We start from the raw sequence: 21156 nt of genomic DNA on the forward strand, positions 1-21156 counted from the left end.
CGCAGGATCAGTGCACGCTGACAGCCTGCAACTCGTTGCTCCAGGCGCTCGCGACCGCGGCCTCGCGCGAATCGGTGAGCATGATCGGCGTGCCGTCGGCGGCATGCAGCGCGAACAGCATGAGGCCGGGCGCTATTTTCGGGGCCTGCGGAAACAGGTCGGGCACGTCCTCGGAACGAACCTGCTTCACATAGGCGATATGACCTTCGCCGAGTTGCGCCAGCGTCTCGATCGAGACGCCTTCGGGCCGGAACGTGGAACTCACTTCACTCATGGTCTCGACTCCTTCTGTAGACTAAGCGGTCGAGTCCGCTACTCGTTGCACTCGGATGCATGATTTTTCGCCGGGTCTTTGCTTGTCCGGGCCATGCATTATTCGTGTTCATTGATCGCGATTGTCTTAACGACCCTTTCAGGTTCCGGCCTGGCCAGATCGATGGACAATAGCCCGTTTTTCAGGTCCGCGCCCAGCACCAACATCCCCTCCGCCAGCACGAAGGTGCGCTGGAAGTGGCGCGCGGCAATGCCGCGATGGATGTATTGCCGGGCCTTATCCTCCTGCTGCCGGCCCCGGATCACAAGCTGGTTTTCCTCAATGGTCACATCGAGTTGGTCGCGGGTGAACCCCGCCACCGCCAGCGTGATCCGCAGGCGCTCCGGCTCGCCGTTGTTACGGTCGCACCGCTCGATGTTGTAGGGAGGATAGCCGTCGGCACCCTTGACGACGCGGTCGAGCGCACGCTCGATTTCGTCGAATCCCAGGAGGAACGGACTGGACAACGAAGGAACACGAGACATTCACAAAGTCCTCTCGAAGCGACTTTGACGCGCACAATCCTGTCGGATCATGCGCTGGGGCCCTTGCGGCACCCCGTTCGGCCGTCTGGAGCTTCCCAGCCGGTCAGACCGAATATGGCGATGATTTGCATGCCGTTCAAGATGTCGGGCGCATCGCCAACACTTTGAAATCGGGTCAAGAATCCAGCCGCTTGCGGCCGCAGGCGCTGAACAGATGCAGCTTGTCCCGCACTGCAACCGCGCGAACCCGCTGGCCGACCGTCGGACCACCCTGACCCGGGATGCGGACCAGAATCTCGCCGGAAGACGATTCGCCCGGTCCGGCGCTCGTAGTCGGCACGCCAGCCGGCCGGTCGCGAACTCCGTAAACGTAGGTTTCGGCTCCCACCCGTTCGATCGTCTCGACGGTCAGTTCCAGAGCAACACCGCCGGGTGGCGTCGGCTGGTCGGACAGCACCAGATCCTCCGGCCGGACCCCGAGAATTCCCGCCTGCCCTCCCGCGTCGGCGAGGCCTATATCGTCGCCCTGCAGGCGTATCAGGTTCATCGGCGGCGCGCCGATGAACGATGCCACGAAGGTGGTGGCGGGCTTCCGGTAGATCTCCAGCGGATTGCCGATCTGCTCGACAAGGCCGCCGTTCATCACCACCAGAATGTCGGCGAGCGTCATCGCCTCCAGCTGGTCGTGGGTCACATAGAGCGATGTGGTCTTCAGGCGTCGTTGCAGTTTCCGGATCTCGACCCGCATGGCGATCCGGAGTTTCGCGTCGAGGTTGGACAGCGGCTCGTCAAACAGAAACAATTTCGGCTGCCGCACGATCGCGCGTCCCATGGCGACGCGCTGGCGCTGGCCGCCGGAGAGTTGCTTCGGCTTGCGGTCGAGCAGCGAGCCGATCTCGAGAATCTGCGCGGCCTCGCGCACGCGGCTGTCGATCTCCGGCCGGGCCACGCCGCGGTTGCGCAGGCCATAGGCCATGTTGTTGTAGACGCTCATGTGCGGATAGAGCGCATAGTTCTGGAACACCATTGCAATATCGCGGTCGGCCGGCCCGATCTCGTTGACGATACGGCCGCCGATCTCGATCTCGCCCGAGGTGACGGTTTCCAGACCCGCCACCATGCGCAGCAGCGTGGACTTGCCACAGCCGGAAGGGCCGACCAGCACGCAGAACTGTCCGTCGCCGACTGCGAGGCTGATGCCCTTGATGGCCTCGACGTTGCCGGCATAGGTCTTGCGGACGTTGCGGAGAGCGAGATCAGCCATGAGGGATCACTTCTCCGTCTCCACCAGTCCGCGCACGAACAGCTTCTGCATCACCACGACGATGAACACAGGCGGCAACATCGCGAGCACCGCGGTCGCCATCACCACCGGCCATTCGGTCAGCGCGTCTGAGGTGACGATCATCTTGCGGATGCCGATCTGGATGGTCTGCATGTCGTCACGGGTCGTGATCAGCAGCGGCCACAAATACTGATTCCAGCCGAGGATGAACAAGATCACGAACAGCGCCGCCATGTTGGTGAGCGACAGCGGCAGCAGCGTATCCTTGAAGAAGCGGAACGGGCCCGCGCCGTCGATGCGCGAGGCCTCGAGCAGTTCGTCGGGCACCGTCATGAAGAACTGGCGAAACAACAGCGTCGCGGTGGCCGAGGCGATCAGCGGCAGCGTCAGTCCGGCGTAACTGTCGAGCAGATGCAGATCTGCTGCGATCTTGTAGGTCGGATAGATCCGGACCTCGACCGGCAGCATCAGCGTGATGAAGATCAGCCAGAAAATCGTCATCCGGAACGGGAAACGAAAATAGACCACGGCGTAGGCGGAGATGATCGAGATCGCGATCTTTCCCACCGCGATCAACATCGCCATCACGAACGAATTGAACAGCATCACGAATACGGGCTCGCGCGTGGTGCCGGACGAGCCGATGAACAGCGTCCTGTGAAATGTTTCGAGGAAGTGATCGCCCGGCAGCAGCGACATCTGACCGTTGGCGATGGTGGGGGTGTCCTGCGTGGTCGCGACGAAGGCGAGATAGATTGGGAACGCCACGATCAGCACGCCGATGCAAAGCACGACGTGCGGAATGAGGTTGCCGAATTTCTGCCGCTCGATCATCAGTAGTTCACCTTGCGCTCGACGAAGCGGAACTGGATCGCTGTGAGCACGATCACGATACCCATCAGGATCACCGACTGCGCCGCCGAGCCGCCGAGATTGCCGCCGAGCAGGCCATCCTCATAGACCTTGTAGACAAGGGTTTCGGTCGCGTTCGCCGGCCCGCCGCGCGTCATGGTGTCGATGATGCCGAAGGTGTCGAAGAAGGCGTAGACGATGTTGACGACGATGAGGAAGAAGATCGTCGGCGACAGCAGCGGAACGATGATGGTCCAGAATCGCCGCGCTGGTCGCGCGCCGTCGATCGCTGCCGCCTCGATCACGCTCGACGGGATGGCCTGAAGGCCGGCGAGAAAAAACAGGAAGTTGTAGGAGATCTGCTTCCACGCCGCCGCGAGGATGATCAGCGCCGCCGCCTGATTACCGTCGAGCAGCGGATTCCAGTCGACGTCGAGGGCGCGCAGTCCATGCGCGATGATGCCGAGCGATGGATTGAGCATGAACACCCAGAGCACGCCGACCACCGGCGGCGAGATCGCATAGGGCCAGATCAGCAACGTACGATAGACGACGCTGCCGCGCAGCGGCCTGTCGGCCATGACGGCGAGCAGCAGCGCCAGCGACAGCGATGACAGCGCGATCAGGAAGGAAAACACGAAGGTGCGGACCACGGCGTCGAAATAGTCCGGCTGGTTCAGCACGTCCCTGTAGTTGTCGAACCAGACGAAGGTTGTCGACAGCCCGAAAGCGTCCTGCAGCAGGAACGACTGGATGACCGCCTGCACGGCGGGCCAGTAGAAAAAGATCAGCACCACGGCGAGTTGCGGCGCGACCAGAAGATAAGGCAGCAGGCGCGACTGAAAGACGGATTGCTTTTGCATCGGCTGTCGCCCCGTGTCGCCACTGTTTCCCTTCCCCCGCCCTTGCGCCAGGGAGGGGACACGGTACTTCACGCCGAAACGAAGCCGACCAGCGTCCACGGGATAGCGTCGCCGGCTACTTCGCTACCGTCCGTTCGAACTGGCGCAGCATGACGTTGCCGCGCTCCACGGCCGCGTCGAGCGCCTGTTGCGCGGTTTTCTTGCCCGCCAGCGCCTGCTCGATCTCCTCGGCCCAGACGTCCCGCAGTTGCACCATGTTGCCGAGCCGCAGGCCGCGGGAATTTTCGGTCGGCTCCTTATTGGTCAATTCCTTCAACGGCGTTTCGAGATAGGGATGATCCTTGTAGAAACCCTCCTCCTTGGCCTTAGCATAGGCCGCCTTGGTGATCGGCAGATAGCCGGAGACCTTGTGGATATAGACCTGCCGATCGGTGTCGGAGAGGAAGGCGAGGAACTTGGCGACGCCCTTGTAGACTTCGGGCGATTTGCCCCCCATCACCCACAGCGATGCCCCGCCGATGATCGAATTCTGCGGCGCGTCCTTGACGTCGGGATAGTAGGGCATCGGCGCGTTGGTCCAGTGGAATTTGGCCTGCTTGCTGACATTGCCGAAGAAGCCCGATGAGGTCAGGAAGATCGGACATTCGCCCGACGTGAAGCGCCCCTCGCCGGTGTTGGTCCGGCCGGAATAGTCGTAGGTCTTGTCCTTCTGCAGGTCGATCAGGTTCTGCAGGTGCCTGACCTGCAGCGGACCGTTGAACACCAGTTTGGTGTCGAAACCGTCGAGACCGTTGGCCCTGGTCGCGAGCGGCACGTTGTGCCAGGCCGAGAGCTGTTCGAGATTGACCCAGGTCACCCAGGCGTTGGAGAAGCCGCAGGTGGAATAGCCGGCCGCTTTCAGTTTCCTGGCGTCGTCGAACACTTCCGGCCAGGTCTTGGGAATCTCGGCAATGTCGGCCTTCTTCAGCGCGTCGAGATTGACCCACATCACGGTGGATGACGAGTTGAACGGAAACGACAGCATCTCGCCCTTGGAGGTCGAGTAGTATCCGGTGATGGTCGGCAGATAGGCCTTCGGATCGAACTTCTCGCCGGTCTCGGCCATCAGCTTGTAGACCGGCTTCACCGCCCCGGTCGCCGCCATCATGGTGGCGGTGCCGACCTCGAACACCTGCAGAATCGCGGGCGCGGTGCCAGCCCGGAACGCAGCGATGCCGGCATTCATGGTGTCGGCGTAGCCGCCCTTGTAGGTCGGAACGACCTTGTAGTCGCTCTGCGAGGCATTGAAGTCGTTGGCAAGCTTGACGATGACATCGTTGTTGCCGCCGGTCATGGCATGCCACCACTGGATTTCCGTCACGGCGTGGGCGGGCGTCGTCAGGCCGAGAGCGGCGGCAATCGCGGCCACGCCGGCAAATCGTCGAATACCCATCATTTTCCTCAAGGGTTGGCTGTTATCTTCATTTCGCGCGATACACCGCTGGATAACCTGCAAACGATCCTGAAAGCGAAAGGAGGATATCGGGCAAACTGCATCCAGGGAAAGGTCAAATCCGAAGAACTCAACCACCCGTATGAAACGGGACGTCCCGCATTCGGGTTCCATCGCCGGAAGCACGATCAGGCGGACTCAAGCATCCGTCAGGCCGGACATCAACGTCGGAATGTCAGCGAAGAAAGGCGGGGCGCAGGCTCGTTCAAGCGATCCCGGGAAATCGGTCGGAAGATGGTGGAGCCAGGCGGGATCGAACCGCCGACCTCTTGCATGCCATGCAAGCGCTCTCCCAGCTGAGCTATGGCCCCTCGACCGGTCCGCGCCAAATCATGCAGCGCGGCCTACTAAGACCCTGAACCACAGTTCAGGATCGATCTCAAGTCTCCTCGTCGTCTCCGACGTCGCCGATGATGTCGGTCACGTCTTCGTCGCCCTCTTCCTCGTCGGCGATGAAGGTGGAGTCGTCGTCCTCGTCATCGTCGAGGGTGTCGTCGATCTCGATATCATCCTCGGTTTCCGGGACAACGGCCTTCTTGACCTTGCCGGTGTTCTCCTCGGCGTCGGCCTCCTCCAGCGAAACCATCTCTTCGGCTTCCGCCGGCTCCGGAGTCGTATCGGACGTGGAAGCCGCGGCAGCGGCGGCGCGCGCAGCCTCGCCGCGGGTTCGCATCGGCGCCACGACGATCGGCACCACCTCGCCGGTATAGGGCGAGATCACCGGGTTCTTGTTCAGATCATAGAACTTCTTGCCGGTGGTCGGACAAATGCGCTTGGTTCCGAGCTCTGATTTGGCCACGTGGGGAATCCCGGGATATTCTTGAAAACGGAGCTTCACTTGGCTAGTTGCGACGGCCCTGTCAATAGCGCTTTGCGACCGAGCCGCAGGCGTGACGCGCAACCGCCCCTGTGATACCAGCCGCCCACAACAGGAACACGCGATCTTGACTCATTCCGGCCAGCCGAGTCCGCTCGAAGCGCGAAAATGCCATCCCCTGACCGGCCGCGTCCGGGTGCCCGGCGACAAGTCGATTTCCCACCGGTCGCTGATTCTGGGCGCGCTGGCGGTCGGAGAAACCCGGATTTCGGGCCTTCTCGAAGGTGAGGACGTGCTCAACACCGCCAACGCGATGCGGGCGCTGGGGGCCAGGGTGGAGCGCATAGACGAAAAAGGCGGAATCGTCTGGTCAGTGCGCGGCACCGGCACCGGGGGATTCGCGACGCCGGCAGCCCCGCTCGATTTCGGCAATTCCGGCACCGGATGCCGTCTCGTGATGGGCGCGGTGGCCGGCTGTCCGATCACTGCGACCTTCGATGGCGACAGTTCGCTGCGCTCGCGGCCGATGCGGCGCATCCTCGATCCGCTGGAATTGATGGGCGCGCGGGTCATTTCCCAAAGCGACGGTGGCCGCCTGCCCCTGTCATTGCAGGGCGCGCGCGATCCGCTGCCGATCGTGTACCGCACACCGGTCGCCTCGGCGCAGATCAAGTCGGCGGTGCTGCTGGCGGGATTGTCCGCGCCGGGCGTCACCACCGTCATCGAGCAAGAGGCCAGCCGCGACCACACCGAGCTGATGCTGAAGCATTTTGGCGCGAGCATTGTTTCCGTGCCGGATGGCGCCCACGGGCGCAAAATCTCGCTGACCGGGCAGCCAGAGTTGCATGGCGCCGAGGTCACGGTGCCGGCCGATCCGTCGTCGGCCGCGTTTCCGATCGTCGCCGCGCTGATCGCCGCAGGCTCCGACATCATTCTGACCGACGTGATGACCAACCCGCTGCGAACCGGGCTGTTCGCAACGCTGCGCGAGATGGGCGCCTCGATCGAGGAGAGCGAGACACGCAGCGATGCCGGCGAGCCGATGGCGCAACTGCGGGTGCGCGCCTCGAAGCTGCGCGGCGTCGAGGTTCCGGCGGAGCGCGCGCCGTCGATGATCGACGAATATCTCGTGCTCGCGGTCGCTGCCGCCTTTGCGGAAGGCACCACCACGATGCACGGCCTGCAGGAATTGCGCGTCAAGGAATCCGATCGCCTGGAAGCGACCGCCGCCATGCTGCGCGTCAACGGCGTCGCGGTCGAGATCGACGGCGCCGACCTGATCATCGAGGGACGCGGCCATGTACCGGGCGGCGGCCTTGTCGCCACCCACATGGATCATCGCATCGCGATGTCGGCGCTGGTGATGGGATGCGCATCGGATGCTCCGGTCAAGGTCGACGACACCGCTTTCATCGCCACGAGCTTTCCGGACTTCGTGCCGATGATGCGACGGATGGGAGCGGATTTCGCATGATCATCGCCATTGACGGACCTGCGGCTTCGGGAAAGGGCACGCTCGGCAAGCGCCTTGCCGCGCATTATCACTTTCGTCATCTCGACACCGGGGTGATCTATCGCGCGGTCGCAAAAGCCCTGATCGATGCCGGCGCTGACCCAGCCGATGAAGCGCGCGCGGTGGCGGCCGCGCACGAACTCGACCCGGAAAAATTCGGCCATCCGGCCCTGAAAACCCGGGCGATCGGCGAGGCGGCTTCGGTGGTGTCGGTATTTCCTGGGGTGCGCGAGGCGCTGCTGACCTTTCAGCGCCAGTTCGCTACCGAGCCGCCCGGCGCGGTGCTCGACGGGCGCGACATCGGAACCGTGATCTGCCCCGACGCCGACGTGAAGATTTTCGTGGTGGCCGATCCGGTCGTACGCGCCCGCCGGCGCACGCTGGAGGCGCGCTCGCGCGGCGAGGACGTCGACGAGGCGGTGGTTCTGGCAGACATCCTCAAACGCGACGAACGGGACCGCAACAGGCCCGTCGCGCCGCTGAAGGCGGCCGCGGACGCTCATGTGCTCGACAATTCCAATCTCGATATCGACGCCGGCCTGAAGGCCGCCATCGCCATCGTCGAGGCGGTCAGGGCGGGACGCTGAACCTGGCGCAAGCAGGGCGGCGTTTTCATCGAGCCCTACAGCGCTTTCGAGCGAAGGGGATACCGGTTCGCGTGAAGAAAACGCGTCGAATCAAATCCTGGAGCTCGCTTCTGATTCCATCAGAAGCCAAGCGGCTGGCCGCCTGAATCACATTCCTCGCTTGCCGCAGAATGTCTCAGGGAGTATATCCACGGCGTCCGGGCCGCCACCGATAATGTCGGGGCCGTCCGAGCGGGCCGGCCGGAGTTTCAAACTCCCGCCGTCATTGGAGGAACGCCCCGCTCAAGGTCTTGACCCATCGATCGTTTTGCGATCGTCGAAGGTCCCGGAGACATTCATCGTTTCGAACGTGAAGGCTGCTGCCGGCCCGTTGTTGCATGTTCCCGCACAACGGTCGTCAGGATTGCGGACCCCTGACCCTTCCCGCGCGAAACGCCCGTCAACCTGAACCGCCGGCAAGTATCCCGCTTGGAGAACAAATGGCTTCGACTGATACCTACAACCCGTCCCGTGACGATTTTGCCGCAATGCTCGACGAGTCCTTCGCCGGCGGCAACCTGCAGGAAAGCTCCGTCATCAAGGGCAAGGTGGTCGCGATCGAGAAGGACATGGCCGTCATCGACGTCGGCCTCAAGACCGAAGGCCGCGTGGCGCTACGCGAATTCTCCGGACCCGGCCGCGAGAGCACCCTGAAGGTCGGCGACGAAGTCGAGGTCTTCCTCGACCGCATCGAGAACGCGCTTGGCGAGGCCGTGCTGTCGCGCGACAAGGCGCGCCGCGAGGAAAGCTGGGGCAAGCTCGAAAAGGCGTTCCAGAACAACGAGAAGGTGCACGGCGTCATCTTCAATCAGGTCAAGGGCGGCTTCACCGTCGATCTCGACGGCGCTGTCGCCTTCCTGCCGCGCTCGCAGGTGGACATCCGTCCCATTCGCGACGTCGGCCCGCTGATGAACAACACCCAGCCGTTCCAGATCCTCAAGATGGATCGCCGCCGCGGCAACATCGTCGTGTCGCGTCGCACCGTGCTCGAAGAAACCCGCGCCGAGCAGCGCCAGGAACTGGTGCAGAATCTCGAAGAGGGCCAGGTGATCGACGGCGTGGTCAAGAACATCACCGATTACGGCGCGTTCGTCGATCTCGGCGGCATCGACGGCCTGCTGCACGTCACCGATATCGCCTGGCGCCGCGTCAATCATCCGACCGAGGTGCTGGCGATCGGCCAGACGGTGAAGGTCAAGATCATCAAGATCAACCACGAGACCCACCGCATCTCGCTCGGCATGAAGCAGCTCCTGGACGATCCGTGGCAGGGCATCGAGGCGAAGTATCCGCTCAACGCCCGCTTCACCGGCCGCGTCACCAACATCACCGATTACGGCGCGTTCGTCGAACTGGAGCCGGGCATCGAAGGCCTGATTCACGTTTCCGAGATGTCGTGGACCAAGAAGAACATGCACCCCGGCAAGATCGTCTCGACCTCGCAGGAAGTCGAAGTGCAGGTGCTCGAGGTCGACAGCGTCAAGCGGCGGATTTCGCTCGGCCTCAAGCAGACCATGCGCAATCCGTGGGAAGCGTTCGTCGAAAAGCACCCGGTCGGTTCGACCGTGGAGGGCGAGGTCAAGAACAAGACCGAGTTCGGCCTGTTCCTTGGCCTGGAGGGCGATGTCGACGGCATGGTCCACCTCTCCGATCTCGACTGGAAGGTCCCGGGCGAGCAGGTCATCGACAACTTCAAGCGCAGCGACATGGTCAAGGCCGTCGTACTCGACGTCGACGTCGAGAAGGAACGTATCTCGCTCGGCGTCAAGCAGCTCGAAGGCGACCCGTTCGCCGAACCGGGCGACGTCAAGAAGGGCGCGGTCGTAACCTGCGAGGTGCTCGAGGTGAAGGACGGCGGCATCGAGGTGCAGATCGTCGGCACCGAGTTCCAGACCTTCATCAAGCGCTCCGAACTGGCGCGCGACCGCAACGACCAGCGCACCGAGCGTTTCGCCGTGGGCGAAAAGGTCGATGCCCGAGTCATCCAGTTCGACAAGAAGGCCCGCAAGGTGCAGGTCTCGATCAAGGCGCTGGAAGTTGCCGAAGAGAAGGAAGCCATTGCGCAATATGGCTCATCCGACTCGGGCGCGACGCTGGGCGACATCCTCGGCACTGCCCTGAAGCAGCGCACGGACAAGTAAGCCTCAGGCTTCCTGTTGCAGCAATCAAGGCCCCGGTTTTTGACCGGGGCCTTTTATTTTGCAATGACGCTTCGCCCCGGAACCCGAACGCCCATGTTCGCGTTTTATAGGACACGCAGGTTTTCCGCGGCGAGGCTCAGGTCGACGCCGGAGAGCAGGATGAGGAAAGTGTGCAGCGGTTTTCCGCGCCGCGTCCCGCTTCTCAAAATTATGGGAATCGATCACGTTCATGATTTTGGATCGACCCGGTCCAAAATCATGATCTAGCCCCTGGAGGCGATGGATCAGCGACTGCGCTCTAGATCGTCTTTTCCGGCCAGCGGCACAGGTCGTTAATCAGGCATACCGCACAGCGCGGCGATCGCGCCAGGCAGGTATAGCGTCCGTGCAGGATCAGCCAGTGATGCGCATGCAGCATGAATTCGTCAGGAATCACGCGCTCGAGTTCGAGCTCGACCTCGAGCGGCGTCCTGCCCGGTGCCATGCCGGTACGATTGCCGACACGGAAGACATGAGTGTCAACCGCCATGGTGTGCTCCCCGAAAGCCATGTTGAGCACCACGTTTGCGGTCTTGCGGCCCGCGCCTGGCAGCGATTCGATTCCGGCGCGGCTGCGCGGGACTTCGCCGTTGAAATCCGTGAGCAGTTTTTCCGACAGCGCGATCACATTCCGCGCCTTGTTGCGATAGAGCCCGATGGTCTTGATGTAATCACGGACCTTTTCCTCACCGAGCGCCACCATCTTGGCGGGTGTATCGGCGACGGCGAACAGCGCGCGAGTCGCCTTGTTGACACCGGCGTCGGTCGCCTGCGCCGACAACACCACCGCGACGAGCAGCGTGTAGGGATTGAGATGTTCGAGCTCGCCCTTCGGCTCGGGATTGGCCTTGCGGAAACGCACGAAAGCCTCCCGGACTTCGGCACGCGTCCAGGGTCTCAGGGACGGCTCGCCGCGCGACGCCGACCTCCGCGCGGGCGGCCCGGCGACAGCCCTGACGGTCTTGGCGACGGTTTTCGCCTCGGGTGTCGGCGACGGCTTTCGCCGCTTTTTAACCGCCGGAGCCTGCCTCGATTTCGCCGCAACGGATTTTTGCTGCCGAGAATCCGCCACAGGGCCGTTCGCGAGTTTGGTCGCCCGTTCTCGCGCGGGCCTCAGCGTTGCAAAGGTGCGACGGGTGTTTTTTGACATGATCATGGTATAGTGGTTTCCAATGGCATTAGACAGTAACTTGGCTGGTCATCCGGAGCTCGCCGAGCAGACGCTGTTTTCGGCGCTGCTGACGCCGCACCGCTCGTTGAACCGAGCCCATTTCATGCTGATGATGGCGGTTCTGACCCTGGGGAGTTTTGCCGCAGGAATGATCTTCCTGATGATGGGCGCCTGGCCGGTATTCGGTTTTTTTGGTCTGGACGTTCTCGCCATTTACTTTGCCTTCCGCATCAACTTCCGACGCGCCCAAGCCACCGAGGAAATCTCCATCACACACCTCGAATTGCGGGTGCGCCGCACTACCCACCGCGGTCATATCGTCGAGTGGGTCTCCAATCCGCTATGGGTACATCTCGAAAAGATCGTGCACGAGGAATTCGGCATCGAGCGGCTCTATCTGGTTTCGCGCGGCCGCCGGATCTCGATCGCAAATTTTCTCGGCCCGGATGAAAAATTAAGTTTCGTCAAAGCCTTCTCCAATGCGCTCCAGATCGCGAAGCGCGGTCCGATCTACAATCCGATCACCTAGGCCGCTCCGCTTCTGAGGGCGAGGCTCCATGATTTTGTTTTGACGCGTTGTTTTTCACGCGAGCCGATTTGGCAAGGGCCGAGGGCCTCGCTTGAAAACGATAAAGGCCGGCACGGGAATCGGGTGGCTGCAACAGGGCGGCCGCCCTACAGTTCACGCATGGTGATGCTCGCAAAAGAACTCGCTCCGACCGATCCCCGCCTCGCAAAGCCCGGCTCGCAAAACGCTGCGTTGCGCGATTACGATGCGGTGCGTCGCGCGATCGCCTTCATCTCAAAATTCTGGCGCACGCAGCCGACGGTCGAAGCGATGGCCGATGCCGCAGGCGTCACTCCGGACGAGTTGCATCACCTCTTTCGCCGCTGGGCCGGGCTGACGCCGAAAGCTTTCATGCAGGCGCTCACGCTCGACCACGCCAGAGGACTGTTGCGCAAGTCCGCCAGCGTGCTCGATGCAGCCCTCGACTCCGGCCTGTCCGGGCCGGGCCGCCTGCACGACCTGTTCGTCACGCATGAGGCGATGTCGCCCGGCGAATGGAAGAACGGCGGCGCCGGCACGAGGCTGGCGTTCGGCTTTCATCCCTCGCCATTCGGAGCGGCGATTGTGATCGCCAGCGACCGCGGCCTTGCCGGCCTCGCTTTCGCCGACACCGGTGGGGAGCAGACAGCCCTGGCCGATATGAAGCGGCGCTGGCCCAATGCGACCTATGTCGAGGACCATGCCCGAACGGCCGCGCTGGCGCAGCGTGTGTTCGATACGAATCTCTGGCGAGCGGATCAGCCGCTGCGCGTGGTTCTGATCGGCACGGATTTCGAGGTCCGGGTCTGGCAAACCCTGCTCAGGATTCCCATGGGCAATGCCACGACCTATTCAAGCATCGCCGCTGACCTGGACCGCCCGAAGGCGTCGCGCGCCGTGGGCGCCGCGGTCGGCAAGAACCCGATATCGTTCGTGGTGCCCTGCCATCGCGTGCTCGGCAAGAGCGGCGCATTGACCGGCTATCACTGGGGTATCACCCGCAAGCAGGCGATGCTGGGTTGGGAAGCAGGGCAGACCGGCTTCGACTAGAGCCTCCAATAGCAGAGACTTTTCGCTTCTGAATCAGAGGCTGGCTCTATGATTTGATCTGGCGCGAACCGGTATTCGTCGGATCGAGCCGGAGAACATGCTTCGCTCGAAAACGCGCGAGAGTCTGTTTCAACCGAGTTGAATCAGACTCCTCGCTTACCCTTTTGTTTGAGCATGATCTTTTCCGAAAACCGGTTTCCACTTTTCGGGATCATGCTCTAAAAGGCCTTTCAGGCCGCGAGATCGAGCTTCGAGGCCACAGTCGCGTCGGCGTTCAGCCGATAGATCACGGGCGCGCCGGTTGCTAGTTCGCGCTTGAGAATTTGCTCCGGCGACAACTTTTCCAACACCATGACGAGCGCGCGCAGCGAATTGCCGTGCGCCGCAACGAGCGTGCACTCGCCGCGCAGCACACAGGGCAGGATTTCCTGCACGAAGTACGGCAGCGTGCGTGCCAGCGTATCCTTCAAGCTCTCGCCGCCGGGCGGCGGCACGTCATACGACCGGCGCCAGACCAGCACCTGCTCCTCGCCCCATTTTTTCCGAGCCTCATCCTTGTTGAGGCCGGCAAGGTCGCCGTAGTCACGCTCGTTCAACGCCTGATCTTTCCTGACCGGAATTCCGGCCTGGCCCAACTCCTCCAGCACGAGGTCGAGTGTGTGCTCGGCACGAATCAACAGCGAGGTAAAGGCGATGTCGAACACAAAGCCCTGCGCCTTCAGCTTGCGTCCTGCCTCTCTCGCCTCGGCTACGCCGAGTTCGGTCAGATCAGGATCCTTCCAACCCGTGAACAGGTTCTTCAAATTCCATTCGCTCTGGCCGTGACGCACGAGCACCAGAAGACGTTCGCTCATTCTGCCTGTTCCCGCTTTCTTCAGTTCTGGTAGCCGCTGGAGCTATTCCGCTTTGAGGGATCAAAGCCGGCTCCAGCTTTTTGTTTTAACGCGTTTTCTATACGCGAAGCGGTATCCACCTCGCTTGAAAACGCTCTAGATGCTAGACGTCGCCAAGCCCGAGCACGTCGGCCATTGAATAAAGGCCGGGTGCCTTGCCTTGCGCCCATTTTGCGGCTTTCAACGCACCATGCGCGAAGATCATTCGGTCTTCGGCGTGATGAGACAGCGTTATACGCTCGTAAGGACCCGCGAAGATGACGCTGTGGTCTCCGGACACGGTGCCGCCGCGGAGCGAGGCAAAACCGATGTCGCCCGATTTGCGGGCGCCGGTGACCCCGTCACGCCCGCGCTCCGCATGCTGGTCCAGCACGATCTTGCGGCCGTCTGCCGCCGCTTGTCCCAACATCAGCGCGGTGCCGGAGGGCGCGTCGATCTTGGCCCGGTGATGCATTTCAAGAACTTCGATATCGAAACTTTCGTCCAGCGATTGCGCCATCCGTTTCACCAGCGCGGCGAGCAGATTGACGCCCTGGCTCATGTTGCCCGACTGCACGACCACGGTGCGGGAGGTCACGCTCTTGATGACCGCCATATCCGAAGCCGACAGGCCCGTCGTGCCGATGACGTGAACCAGCCGGCGCTCGGCGGCGATGGCGACGTTCGCGATGGTCGCCGCCGGAACCGTAAAATCCAGGATACCGTCGGCATTCGCCGCCATCGACCAGAGATCGGCCGATACTTCGATTCCATTGGCGGGAAGGCCGGCCAGAATACCAGCATCCTTTCCGACCAGTTCGGATCCTGGCGACTCCAGCGCGCCCGCCAACACCGCGCCGCCGGTTTCCGTCATCGCGCGCACTAGAGCCCGGCCCATCCGGCCGCCTGCTCCCGCAACAATCAAACGCATGTCGGCCACGAACCGAGTCCTTTAAAATACTCTCCGGGTATAGCGGGGGCCGGGTTTCCCGGCAACCGATCAAGCTCAGCATCGCCTGCCGCGCGGTGAGAATGTCATGGCGCTCGATGACCGCAGGTGTCTTTTCGAACATGGTGAGCGGTGAGCAGGTTTGCCTCAGGCCGCGCCCGCTTCAGCGGGCGTTTCCGACGATCTCGATCAATTGGCGCACCATGGCCCTCAGCGCATCGGCATCGGCCGGATGCTTCAAGCGTTCCATGTCATCATAGGCATCGGCTGCGAACGACAGAGCGAGCTGATTGGGTATCACCAGCGCGCGGCACGCGGAGAGTACAAGGCGCAACTGGGCCAGACATCGCGCGCCCCCGAACCGTCCGGCGGAGGCCGACGCGATCGCAAACGCACGGCCGTGAAAAACCTGGCCGCGCGCTTCGTGCGGAACCTGAACGCATGAGACCCAATCGATGGCATTCTTGAGCAATGGCGGCAGCGAAGCGTTGTATTCGGGCGTCACGATGAGAATCCCGTCATGCGCCCCGATCATCTGCATGAGACGGACGGCGCTGGCGGGCACGCCGGATTTTGCCTGCATATCGGCATCGTAGATCGGCAACGGAAAGTCGCCGAGCGAAATACGGGCGACTTCGACGTCGGCACGGACAAATTCCGCGACTGCAACGGCGGCGAGCCTCGCATTGTGCGAGCCAGTGCGTAGCGAGCCGGGAATGACGAGAATTTTCGGCGCGGACATCGGTCGCATTGCAGGCAGTCCAGCCGCGCTAGGACCCTGACACTGAAGTTTGCTTCATTGTGCGGCGCCATCCCGAAGCGAACTTCTGATTCGAAATGGATACTGCCGAATTCACAAATCCAAACCTGGTTCAGGTTCGGAACTTCGCTTGAACCACTTCAGGGAAAGGATGCGAACCTCTGAACAACCCCGCTCTGCCCCGTCAGCGTCTGCGATACACCCAGACGCGCGCAGGAGGAAGATTCATCCAGATCCGCTCGGATGCTTCCGTCGAAATGCCTGGCAGCGATTTGGGGATCGGGGGTACGACCGAATAAGTGAACTGCACGAACGGTGCGCCGGGGGCGAGCGTCGCGAAAGCATCGCGGATCAACCTGAGCCGCGTCAACATCGGTTTGGTGACGAGCGGCAGGCCGGAAACGATGGCCGAGGCGCGAGCGCCCAGCACGTTCCACAGCGAGTCCCGCAACGTATAGGCATCGCCCTGAACGACCGTCGCCTGTGGGTAACGGTCGCGAAGCAATGCGCAAAATCCCGGATCGTACTCGACCAGCACGAGACGCTTCTGATCCACGCCGTGCTCGATCAGCGCATTGGTGATGGCGCCCGTGCCAGGCCCAAGTTCGACAACCGGGTCGCTCGATCCGACATCAACATATTGCGCCATGGTGCGGGCCAGAAGGCGCCCGGACGGCATGACCGCACCCATATGGAGCGGCTTTTCGATCCACGAGCGGAGAAAGCGAACCTCGTCATCGAGGCGGAGCGGCTTCTTCAACGCACGCGCGGACATTTGCAAAGGCATTTTGCACCCAGGTGGGTCACTACTGGCAGGATGTCAGACTTAAGTTATACACAGGTACAGCCGGCAATCGAAGCGGTCAAGCAAAACGCTCTTCAGGGGCCCGCGCGCGTGCCGAAGAAGTCCTTGACCTTAGTGAAGAAACCAGCCGCCTCGGGCTGAGTGGCACCCGACGATAATTTTTCGAACTCGGCGAGAAGATCCTGCTGCTTCTTGGTCAGATTCTGCGGTGTTTCAACCATCACTTGCACATACATGTCGCCGGTCTGGCGCGAGCGCAGCACCGGCATGCCTTTGGACGCGATTCGGAATCGGCGGCCTGATTGTGTCCCGGACGGCACCTTCACCTTCGTCTTGCTCTTGTCGATGGTCGGCACCTCGAATTCTCCGCCAAGCGCGGCCGTGACCATCGAGATCGGGACGCGGCAATGCAGATCGGCGCCGTCACGCTGGAAGAACTCATGAGAAGCGAGGGACAGGAAAATGTAGAGGTCGCCCGGCGGCCCGCCACGGATTCCGGCCTCGCCTTCGCCAGCCAGACGGATGCGGGTGCCATCCTCGACGCCGGCCGGAATGTTGACCGACAGCGAGCGCTCGCGGCTCACGCGGCCCGAACCGTTGCAGGAGGGACAGGGATCCTCGATCATCTGACCGCGCCCTTGGCAGCCGGGACAGGTACGCTCCAGTGTGAAAAAGCCCTGGGCCTGGCGAATTCGTCCGGCTCCGCCGCACATCGCGCAGTTCTTCGGCTTGGTCCCCGCTTTGGCGCCAGTGCCGGAACAGGACTCGCAGGTGACCGAAACCGGAATTTCGATCTGAGCCGTCCTGCCCTGGAAAGCTTCCTCCAGGGAGATTTCCATATTGTAGCGAAGGTCTGCGCCGCGCTCGCGGCCGCCGCCCCGGCCGCGCTGCCCGGCCATTCCAAACAGGTCTTCGAAAATGTCGGAGAACGATGACGCGAATCCGGCTCCGAATCCCGCGCCTCCGCCCCCACCCATGCCGCCATGCTCGAACGCGGCGTGACCGAAACGATCGTAGGCGGCGCGTTTATCGCCGTCCTTCAGGACTTCATAGGCCTCGTTGATTTCCTTGAAGCGTATCTCGCTGGTGGCATCGCCCGGGTTTCGGTCCGGATGCCATTTCATGGCCAGTTTGCGAAAGGCCGCCTTGAGCTTGGATTCGTCCGCGTTCCGATCAACCTCAAGGGTTTCGTAGTAACAGCGCTTGGTCGACATCAGTCCATACCGCCCGAACGTCGCTTCATCCCAAAAGACGCATGAATGATTCGTCGGCCAGAGGATGCAGCGTCCCGCTTAAAGAAACATAACCCCCGCCCTTCGAGACGCTCTGCGTGCTCAGAGGAAACGGGGGTCATGGTCATTCTCGCTGCCTAAGCAGACTTCTTGTTCTTGTCGTCGTCGACCTCGGTAAACTCGGCGTCGACGACATCGTCCTTCGCGGCGTCCTTGGCTGCGTCGGCTTCGGCCTGCTGCTTGTACATGGCTTCGCCGAGCTTCATCGACGCCTGCGCCAGCGTATTCGTCTTGGCCTTGATCGCCTCGGCGTCGTCGCCCTTCAGCGCTTCCTTCAGATCGCTGACGGCGTCTTCAATGGCGCGGCGGTCGCTTTCCTCGATCTTGGAGCCGTGTTCGCTCAGCGCCTTTTCGGTCGAGTGCACCAGACCATCGGCGTGGTTCTTGGCGTCGACAGCCTCGCGGCGCTTCTTGTCCTCGGTTGCGTTGGCTTCCGCGTCCTTGACCATCTTCTCGATGTCGGCCTCGGACAGACCGCCGGACGCCTGGATGCGGATCTGCTGCTCCTTGCCGGTCGCCTTGTCCTTTGCCGAGACATTGACGATGCCGTTGGCGTCGATGTCGAACGTCACCTCGATCTGCGGCATGCCGCGCGGAGCCGGCGGAATGCCCATCAGATCGAACTGGCCGAGAATCTTGTTGTCGGCCGCCATTTCGCGCTCACCCTGGAAGACGCGGATGGTGACGGCGTTCTGGTTGTCCTCGGCAGTCGAGAACACCTGGCTCTTCTTGGTCGGGATCGTGGTGTTGCGATCAATGATGCGAGTGAACACGCCGCCCAGTGTCTCGATGCCCAGCGACAGCGGGGTGACGTCGAGCAGCAGGACGTCCTTGACGTCGCCCTGCAGCACGCCGGCCTGGATCGCAGCACCGATCGCGACAACCTCGTCCGGGTTGACGCCCTTGTGCGGCTCCTTGCCGAACAACTGCTTGACCACTTCCTGGACCTTCGGCATGCGCGTCATGCCGCCGACCAGCACCACTTCGCCGACTTCGCCCGCCGTCAGTCCGGCATCCTTCAGCGCCTTGCGGCATGGCTCGATGGTCTTCTGAACCAGATCGTCGACCAGCGCCTCGAACTTGGCGCGGGTGAGCTTCATGGTCAGATGTTTCGGACCGGACTGGTCGGCCGTGATGAACGGCAGGTTGATTTCGGTCTGCGTGGTCGACGACAGCTCGATCTTGGCCTTCTCGGCGGCTTCCTTCAGCCGCTGCAAGGCGAGCTTGTCGTTGCGCAGGTTGATGCCCTGCTCCTTCTGGAATTCATCGGCGAGATAGTTGACCAGACGCATGTCGAAATCTTCGCCGCCAAGGAACGTATCGCCATTGGTCGACTTCACCTCGAACACGCCGTCGCCGATCTCCAGGATCGACACGTCGAACGTGCCGCCGCCGAGATCGTACACGGCGATGGTGCCGGCCTTCGACTTGTCGAGGCCGTAGGCCAATGCCGCCGCGGTCGGCTCGTTGATGATGCGCAGCACTTCGAGACCGGCGATCTTGCCGGCATCCTTGGTCGCCTGTCGTTGCGCGTCGTTGAAATAGGCGGGAACCGTGATGACGGCCTGATCGACCTTCTGGCCCAGATGGGCTTCGGCGGTCTCCTTCATCTTCTGGAGGATGAAAGCCGAAATCTGCGAAGGGGAATAGGTCTTGCCATCCACCTCGACCCAGGCATCGCCGTTGCCGGCTTTTGCAATCTTGTAAGGGACAAGCTTCTTGTCCTTTTCGACCGTGGGGTCGTCGTAACGGCGGCCGATCAGACGCTTGACGGCGAAAATGGTCCGCTCGGGATTGGTCACGGCCTGGCGCTTGGCCGGCTGCCCGACGAGCCGCTCGCCGTCATCGCTGAAGGCGACAATGGACGGGGTGGTCCGCATCCCTTCCGCGTTTTCGATGACTTTCGGCGTCTTGCCGTCCATTACGGCAACGCACGAGTTCGTGGTGCCGAGGTCGATCCCGATGACCTTTCCCATGGTCCTTGTATCCCTCTTGTTGCGGCAGTCCGGCCGGGCCCTGACGGCACCCTTATCCAGACCCCCAGATATCAAATGCGCGCGATATAGCGGCGGTGAGCCTCATATAGGAGGGGGGGTGGTGGCCGCAAGGACCGGCGCGATCCTTCGTGGCGGAAAACATCCCTTTTTAAGGAAGCCTGCCTCTTTTCCGGACAGCCCCAGCAGATCGCGACATTGCGATTCGATCCGTTAACGACATGCGGAAACCACCGCCAAAACCGGTTGGCGAAAGCAGCGAGAGCGTTGTACCGACCGATCATTGAACGGCCTTAATGCAACTCCAAGAGAGATTCCATGAGATATCTGACGCAAGCGGTAGCCGCTGTGTTTCTGCTGGCCGGCGTCGTCGCCGCTTTCGCCGACGGCTTGATCTATGCGCCTGGCAGTCGGATCGGACTGGTTCCGCTGATTGGCCTTTCCCCCTCAAAGACATTTCCCGGCTTCGAGACAGCCGATCATCAGGTCAAGGTCGTCGTCGCAGAGCTTCCGCCCGCCGCCTTCCGGGACGTGGAGGCTGTCGCCAGATCCGGGACACCCGCTGCTCAGGGTCCGAAGCCTCAAGGCCTCGAGACCGCAAGCGGACAGGGCTATTTCATCGTCGAGAACGCCAAGAGCGGCAGCGACAACGTCCGGCGCTATTCGATGGTGGTGTCGGGCGACACCTTTTCCGGATATGTCGCGGCGCAAGTGCCGGAGAACGTCGAAAAGATCTATTCCGACGAGGCCGTCCAGAAGATGTTCGCAACGGTGGCGCTGCGCAAGGAAGTGCCGGTGGAGGAGCAGCTCAGCCTGCTGCCCTTCAAGCTGACCGAATTGAGCTCCTTCAAAACGGTCCGCACGCTGGCGCCGGGAGCCGCCATCCTGCTCGCCGACGCCGCAACGGACACCGACATCGACAGCAAGGCGTTCATGATCATCGCCCCGATCGGCTCGGCTCCGGAACGGCCCGACGATCGGGACCGGTTCGCACGCGACGCCGCCACAACGATCCCGAATCTGCGCGACGCGCGCATCACGATGTCGGAGCCGATGCGGATCAACGGATCGCCCGGCTTTGAAACGCGGATCGACGCCACCAACGCACAAACGAATGCGCCGGTGACGGTCGTCCAATGGCTGGTGTTCGGCAGCGGAAACACGGCAATGCGACTGATCGGCAGCACGCCGCGCGACGGATGGTCCGCCGCGTTTCCACGCTTTCGCGCGGTGCGCGACGGCATCCAGCCCAAATCCCAGTAGGCAGACCTCTTAGTGGACAGACCTTGC

At 62.2% G+C, this 21156-nt stretch carries 20 protein-coding genes and 1 tRNA gene; 6 read left to right on the forward strand and 15 right to left on the reverse strand.

What is annotated here, in order from left to right; translation table 11 throughout:
- Nucleotides 1–7: 7 nt before the first annotated feature.
- The 8 genes from ACS3WB_RS00405 to ACS3WB_RS00440 form a co-directional block, all read right to left on the reverse strand.
- Nucleotides 8–274 (reverse strand): DUF1150 family protein, encoded by a 267-nt coding sequence (locus ACS3WB_RS00405; protein ID WP_438273646.1) that lies wholly within the window; start codon nt 272–274, stop codon nt 8–10.
- Nucleotides 275–372: 98 nt separating this feature from the next.
- Nucleotides 373–798, reverse strand: a complete 426-nt coding sequence (locus ACS3WB_RS00410; protein WP_292610452.1) for an Hsp20 family protein — start codon at nt 796–798, stop codon at nt 373–375.
- 175 nt (nt 799–973) lie between these two features.
- Nucleotides 974–2062, reverse strand: a complete 1089-nt coding sequence (locus ACS3WB_RS00415; protein ID WP_438273647.1) for a sn-glycerol-3-phosphate import ATP-binding protein UgpC — start codon at nt 2060–2062, stop codon at nt 974–976.
- A 6-nt stretch (nt 2063–2068) separates the two neighbouring features.
- A complete protein-coding gene (gene ugpE / locus ACS3WB_RS00420) occupies nt 2069–2917 on the reverse strand; it encodes a sn-glycerol-3-phosphate ABC transporter permease UgpE (RefSeq protein WP_438273648.1) in 849 nt (282 codons plus the stop codon).
- Nucleotides 2917–3798 carry a sn-glycerol-3-phosphate ABC transporter permease UgpA gene (ugpA, locus tag ACS3WB_RS00425; RefSeq protein WP_438273649.1) on the reverse strand — a complete coding sequence of 294 codons (882 nt, stop codon included), beginning with the start codon at nt 3796–3798 and terminating at the stop codon, nt 2917–2919. The genes ugpE and ugpA overlap by 1 nt, the downstream gene beginning before the upstream one ends.
- 115 nt (nt 3799–3913) lie before the next feature.
- Nucleotides 3914–5230 carry a sn-glycerol-3-phosphate ABC transporter substrate-binding protein UgpB gene (gene ugpB / locus ACS3WB_RS00430; RefSeq protein ID WP_438273650.1) on the reverse strand — a complete coding sequence of 439 codons (1317 nt, stop codon included), beginning with the start codon at nt 5228–5230 and terminating at the stop codon, nt 3914–3916.
- 295 nt (nt 5231–5525) lie between these two features.
- Nucleotides 5526–5601, reverse strand: a tRNA-Ala gene (locus ACS3WB_RS00435).
- A gap of 68 nt (nt 5602–5669) precedes the next feature.
- Nucleotides 5670–6089 (reverse strand): TIGR02300 family protein, encoded by a 420-nt coding sequence (locus ACS3WB_RS00440; RefSeq protein ID WP_438273651.1) that lies wholly within the window; start codon nt 6087–6089, stop codon nt 5670–5672.
- A gap of 145 nt (nt 6090–6234) precedes the next feature.
- Between ACS3WB_RS00440 and aroA the strand changes: the two genes are divergently transcribed.
- The 3 genes from aroA (at nt 6235) to rpsA (ending at nt 10387) form a co-directional block, all read left to right on the forward strand.
- Nucleotides 6235–7581, forward strand: a complete 1347-nt coding sequence (aroA, locus tag ACS3WB_RS00445; RefSeq protein ID WP_438273652.1) for a 3-phosphoshikimate 1-carboxyvinyltransferase — start codon at nt 6235–6237, stop codon at nt 7579–7581.
- Nucleotides 7578–8207, forward strand: a complete 630-nt coding sequence (gene cmk / locus ACS3WB_RS00450; protein WP_438273653.1) for a (d)CMP kinase — start codon at nt 7578–7580, stop codon at nt 8205–8207. Before aroA ends, cmk begins: the two co-directional genes overlap by 4 nt.
- A 479-nt stretch (nt 8208–8686) precedes the next feature.
- On the forward strand, nt 8687–10387 hold the full coding sequence (rpsA, locus tag ACS3WB_RS00455) for a 30S ribosomal protein S1 (RefSeq protein ID WP_438273654.1): 1701 nt from the start codon (nt 8687–8689) through the stop codon (nt 10385–10387).
- Between the two features lie 298 nt (nt 10388–10685).
- On the opposite strand, the gene nth is transcribed toward rpsA, so the two are convergent.
- Nucleotides 10686–11576, reverse strand: a complete 891-nt coding sequence (gene nth, locus ACS3WB_RS00460; RefSeq protein WP_438274011.1) for an endonuclease III — start codon at nt 11574–11576, stop codon at nt 10686–10688.
- Between the two features lie 22 nt (nt 11577–11598).
- Here nth and ACS3WB_RS00465 point away from each other — a divergent pair, with 22 nt between their 5' ends.
- Both ACS3WB_RS00465 and ACS3WB_RS00470 read left to right on the forward strand, forming a co-directional pair.
- Nucleotides 11599–12126: a DUF2244 domain-containing protein gene (locus ACS3WB_RS00465; RefSeq protein ID WP_438273655.1), complete on the forward strand. Its 528-nt coding sequence runs from the start codon at nt 11599–11601 to the stop codon at nt 12124–12126.
- Nucleotides 12127–12285: 159 nt separating this feature from the next.
- Nucleotides 12286–13194 carry a methylated-DNA--[protein]-cysteine S-methyltransferase gene (locus ACS3WB_RS00470; RefSeq protein WP_438274012.1) on the forward strand — a complete coding sequence of 303 codons (909 nt, stop codon included), beginning with the start codon at nt 12286–12288 and terminating at the stop codon, nt 13192–13194.
- Between the two features lie 230 nt (nt 13195–13424).
- Here ACS3WB_RS00470 and ACS3WB_RS00475 read toward each other — a convergent pair whose 3' ends face one another.
- The 6 genes from ACS3WB_RS00475 to dnaK form a co-directional block, all read right to left on the reverse strand.
- Nucleotides 13425–14048, reverse strand: coding sequence for a 2,3-bisphosphoglycerate-dependent phosphoglycerate mutase (locus ACS3WB_RS00475; RefSeq protein WP_438273656.1), 624 nt, complete (start codon nt 14046–14048; stop codon nt 13425–13427).
- A gap of 142 nt (nt 14049–14190) precedes the next feature.
- Entirely contained in the window at nt 14191–15006 is an 816-nt protein-coding gene (gene dapB / locus ACS3WB_RS00480) for a 4-hydroxy-tetrahydrodipicolinate reductase (protein ID WP_438273657.1), read from the reverse strand.
- Nucleotides 15007–15178: 172 nt separating this feature from the next.
- Nucleotides 15179–15757 carry an NADPH-dependent FMN reductase gene (locus ACS3WB_RS00485; RefSeq protein ID WP_438274013.1) on the reverse strand — a complete coding sequence of 193 codons (579 nt, stop codon included), beginning with the start codon at nt 15755–15757 and terminating at the stop codon, nt 15179–15181.
- A gap of 202 nt (nt 15758–15959) precedes the next feature.
- On the reverse strand, nt 15960–16562 hold the full coding sequence (locus ACS3WB_RS00490) for a class I SAM-dependent methyltransferase (protein ID WP_292619484.1): 603 nt from the start codon (nt 16560–16562) through the stop codon (nt 15960–15962).
- Nucleotides 16563–16654: 92 nt separating this feature from the next.
- Nucleotides 16655–17794, reverse strand: coding sequence for a molecular chaperone DnaJ (gene dnaJ / locus ACS3WB_RS00495; RefSeq protein WP_438273658.1), 1140 nt, complete (start codon nt 17792–17794; stop codon nt 16655–16657).
- A 155-nt stretch (nt 17795–17949) separates the two neighbouring features.
- Complete coding sequence (dnaK, locus tag ACS3WB_RS00500; RefSeq protein WP_438273659.1) at nt 17950–19848, reverse strand: molecular chaperone DnaK; 1899 nt, start codon at nt 19846–19848, stop codon at nt 17950–17952.
- A 336-nt stretch (nt 19849–20184) separates the two neighbouring features.
- Here dnaK and ACS3WB_RS00505 point away from each other — a divergent pair, with 336 nt between their 5' ends.
- Nucleotides 20185–21129, forward strand: a complete 945-nt coding sequence (locus tag ACS3WB_RS00505; RefSeq protein ID WP_438273660.1) for a hypothetical protein — start codon at nt 20185–20187, stop codon at nt 21127–21129.
- The last annotated feature ends 27 nt before the right edge of the window (nt 21130–21156 follow it).

This window comes from Nitrobacter sp., from assembly GCF_051535215.1.
Classification (GTDB): Bacteria; Pseudomonadota; Alphaproteobacteria; order Rhizobiales; family Xanthobacteraceae; genus Nitrobacter.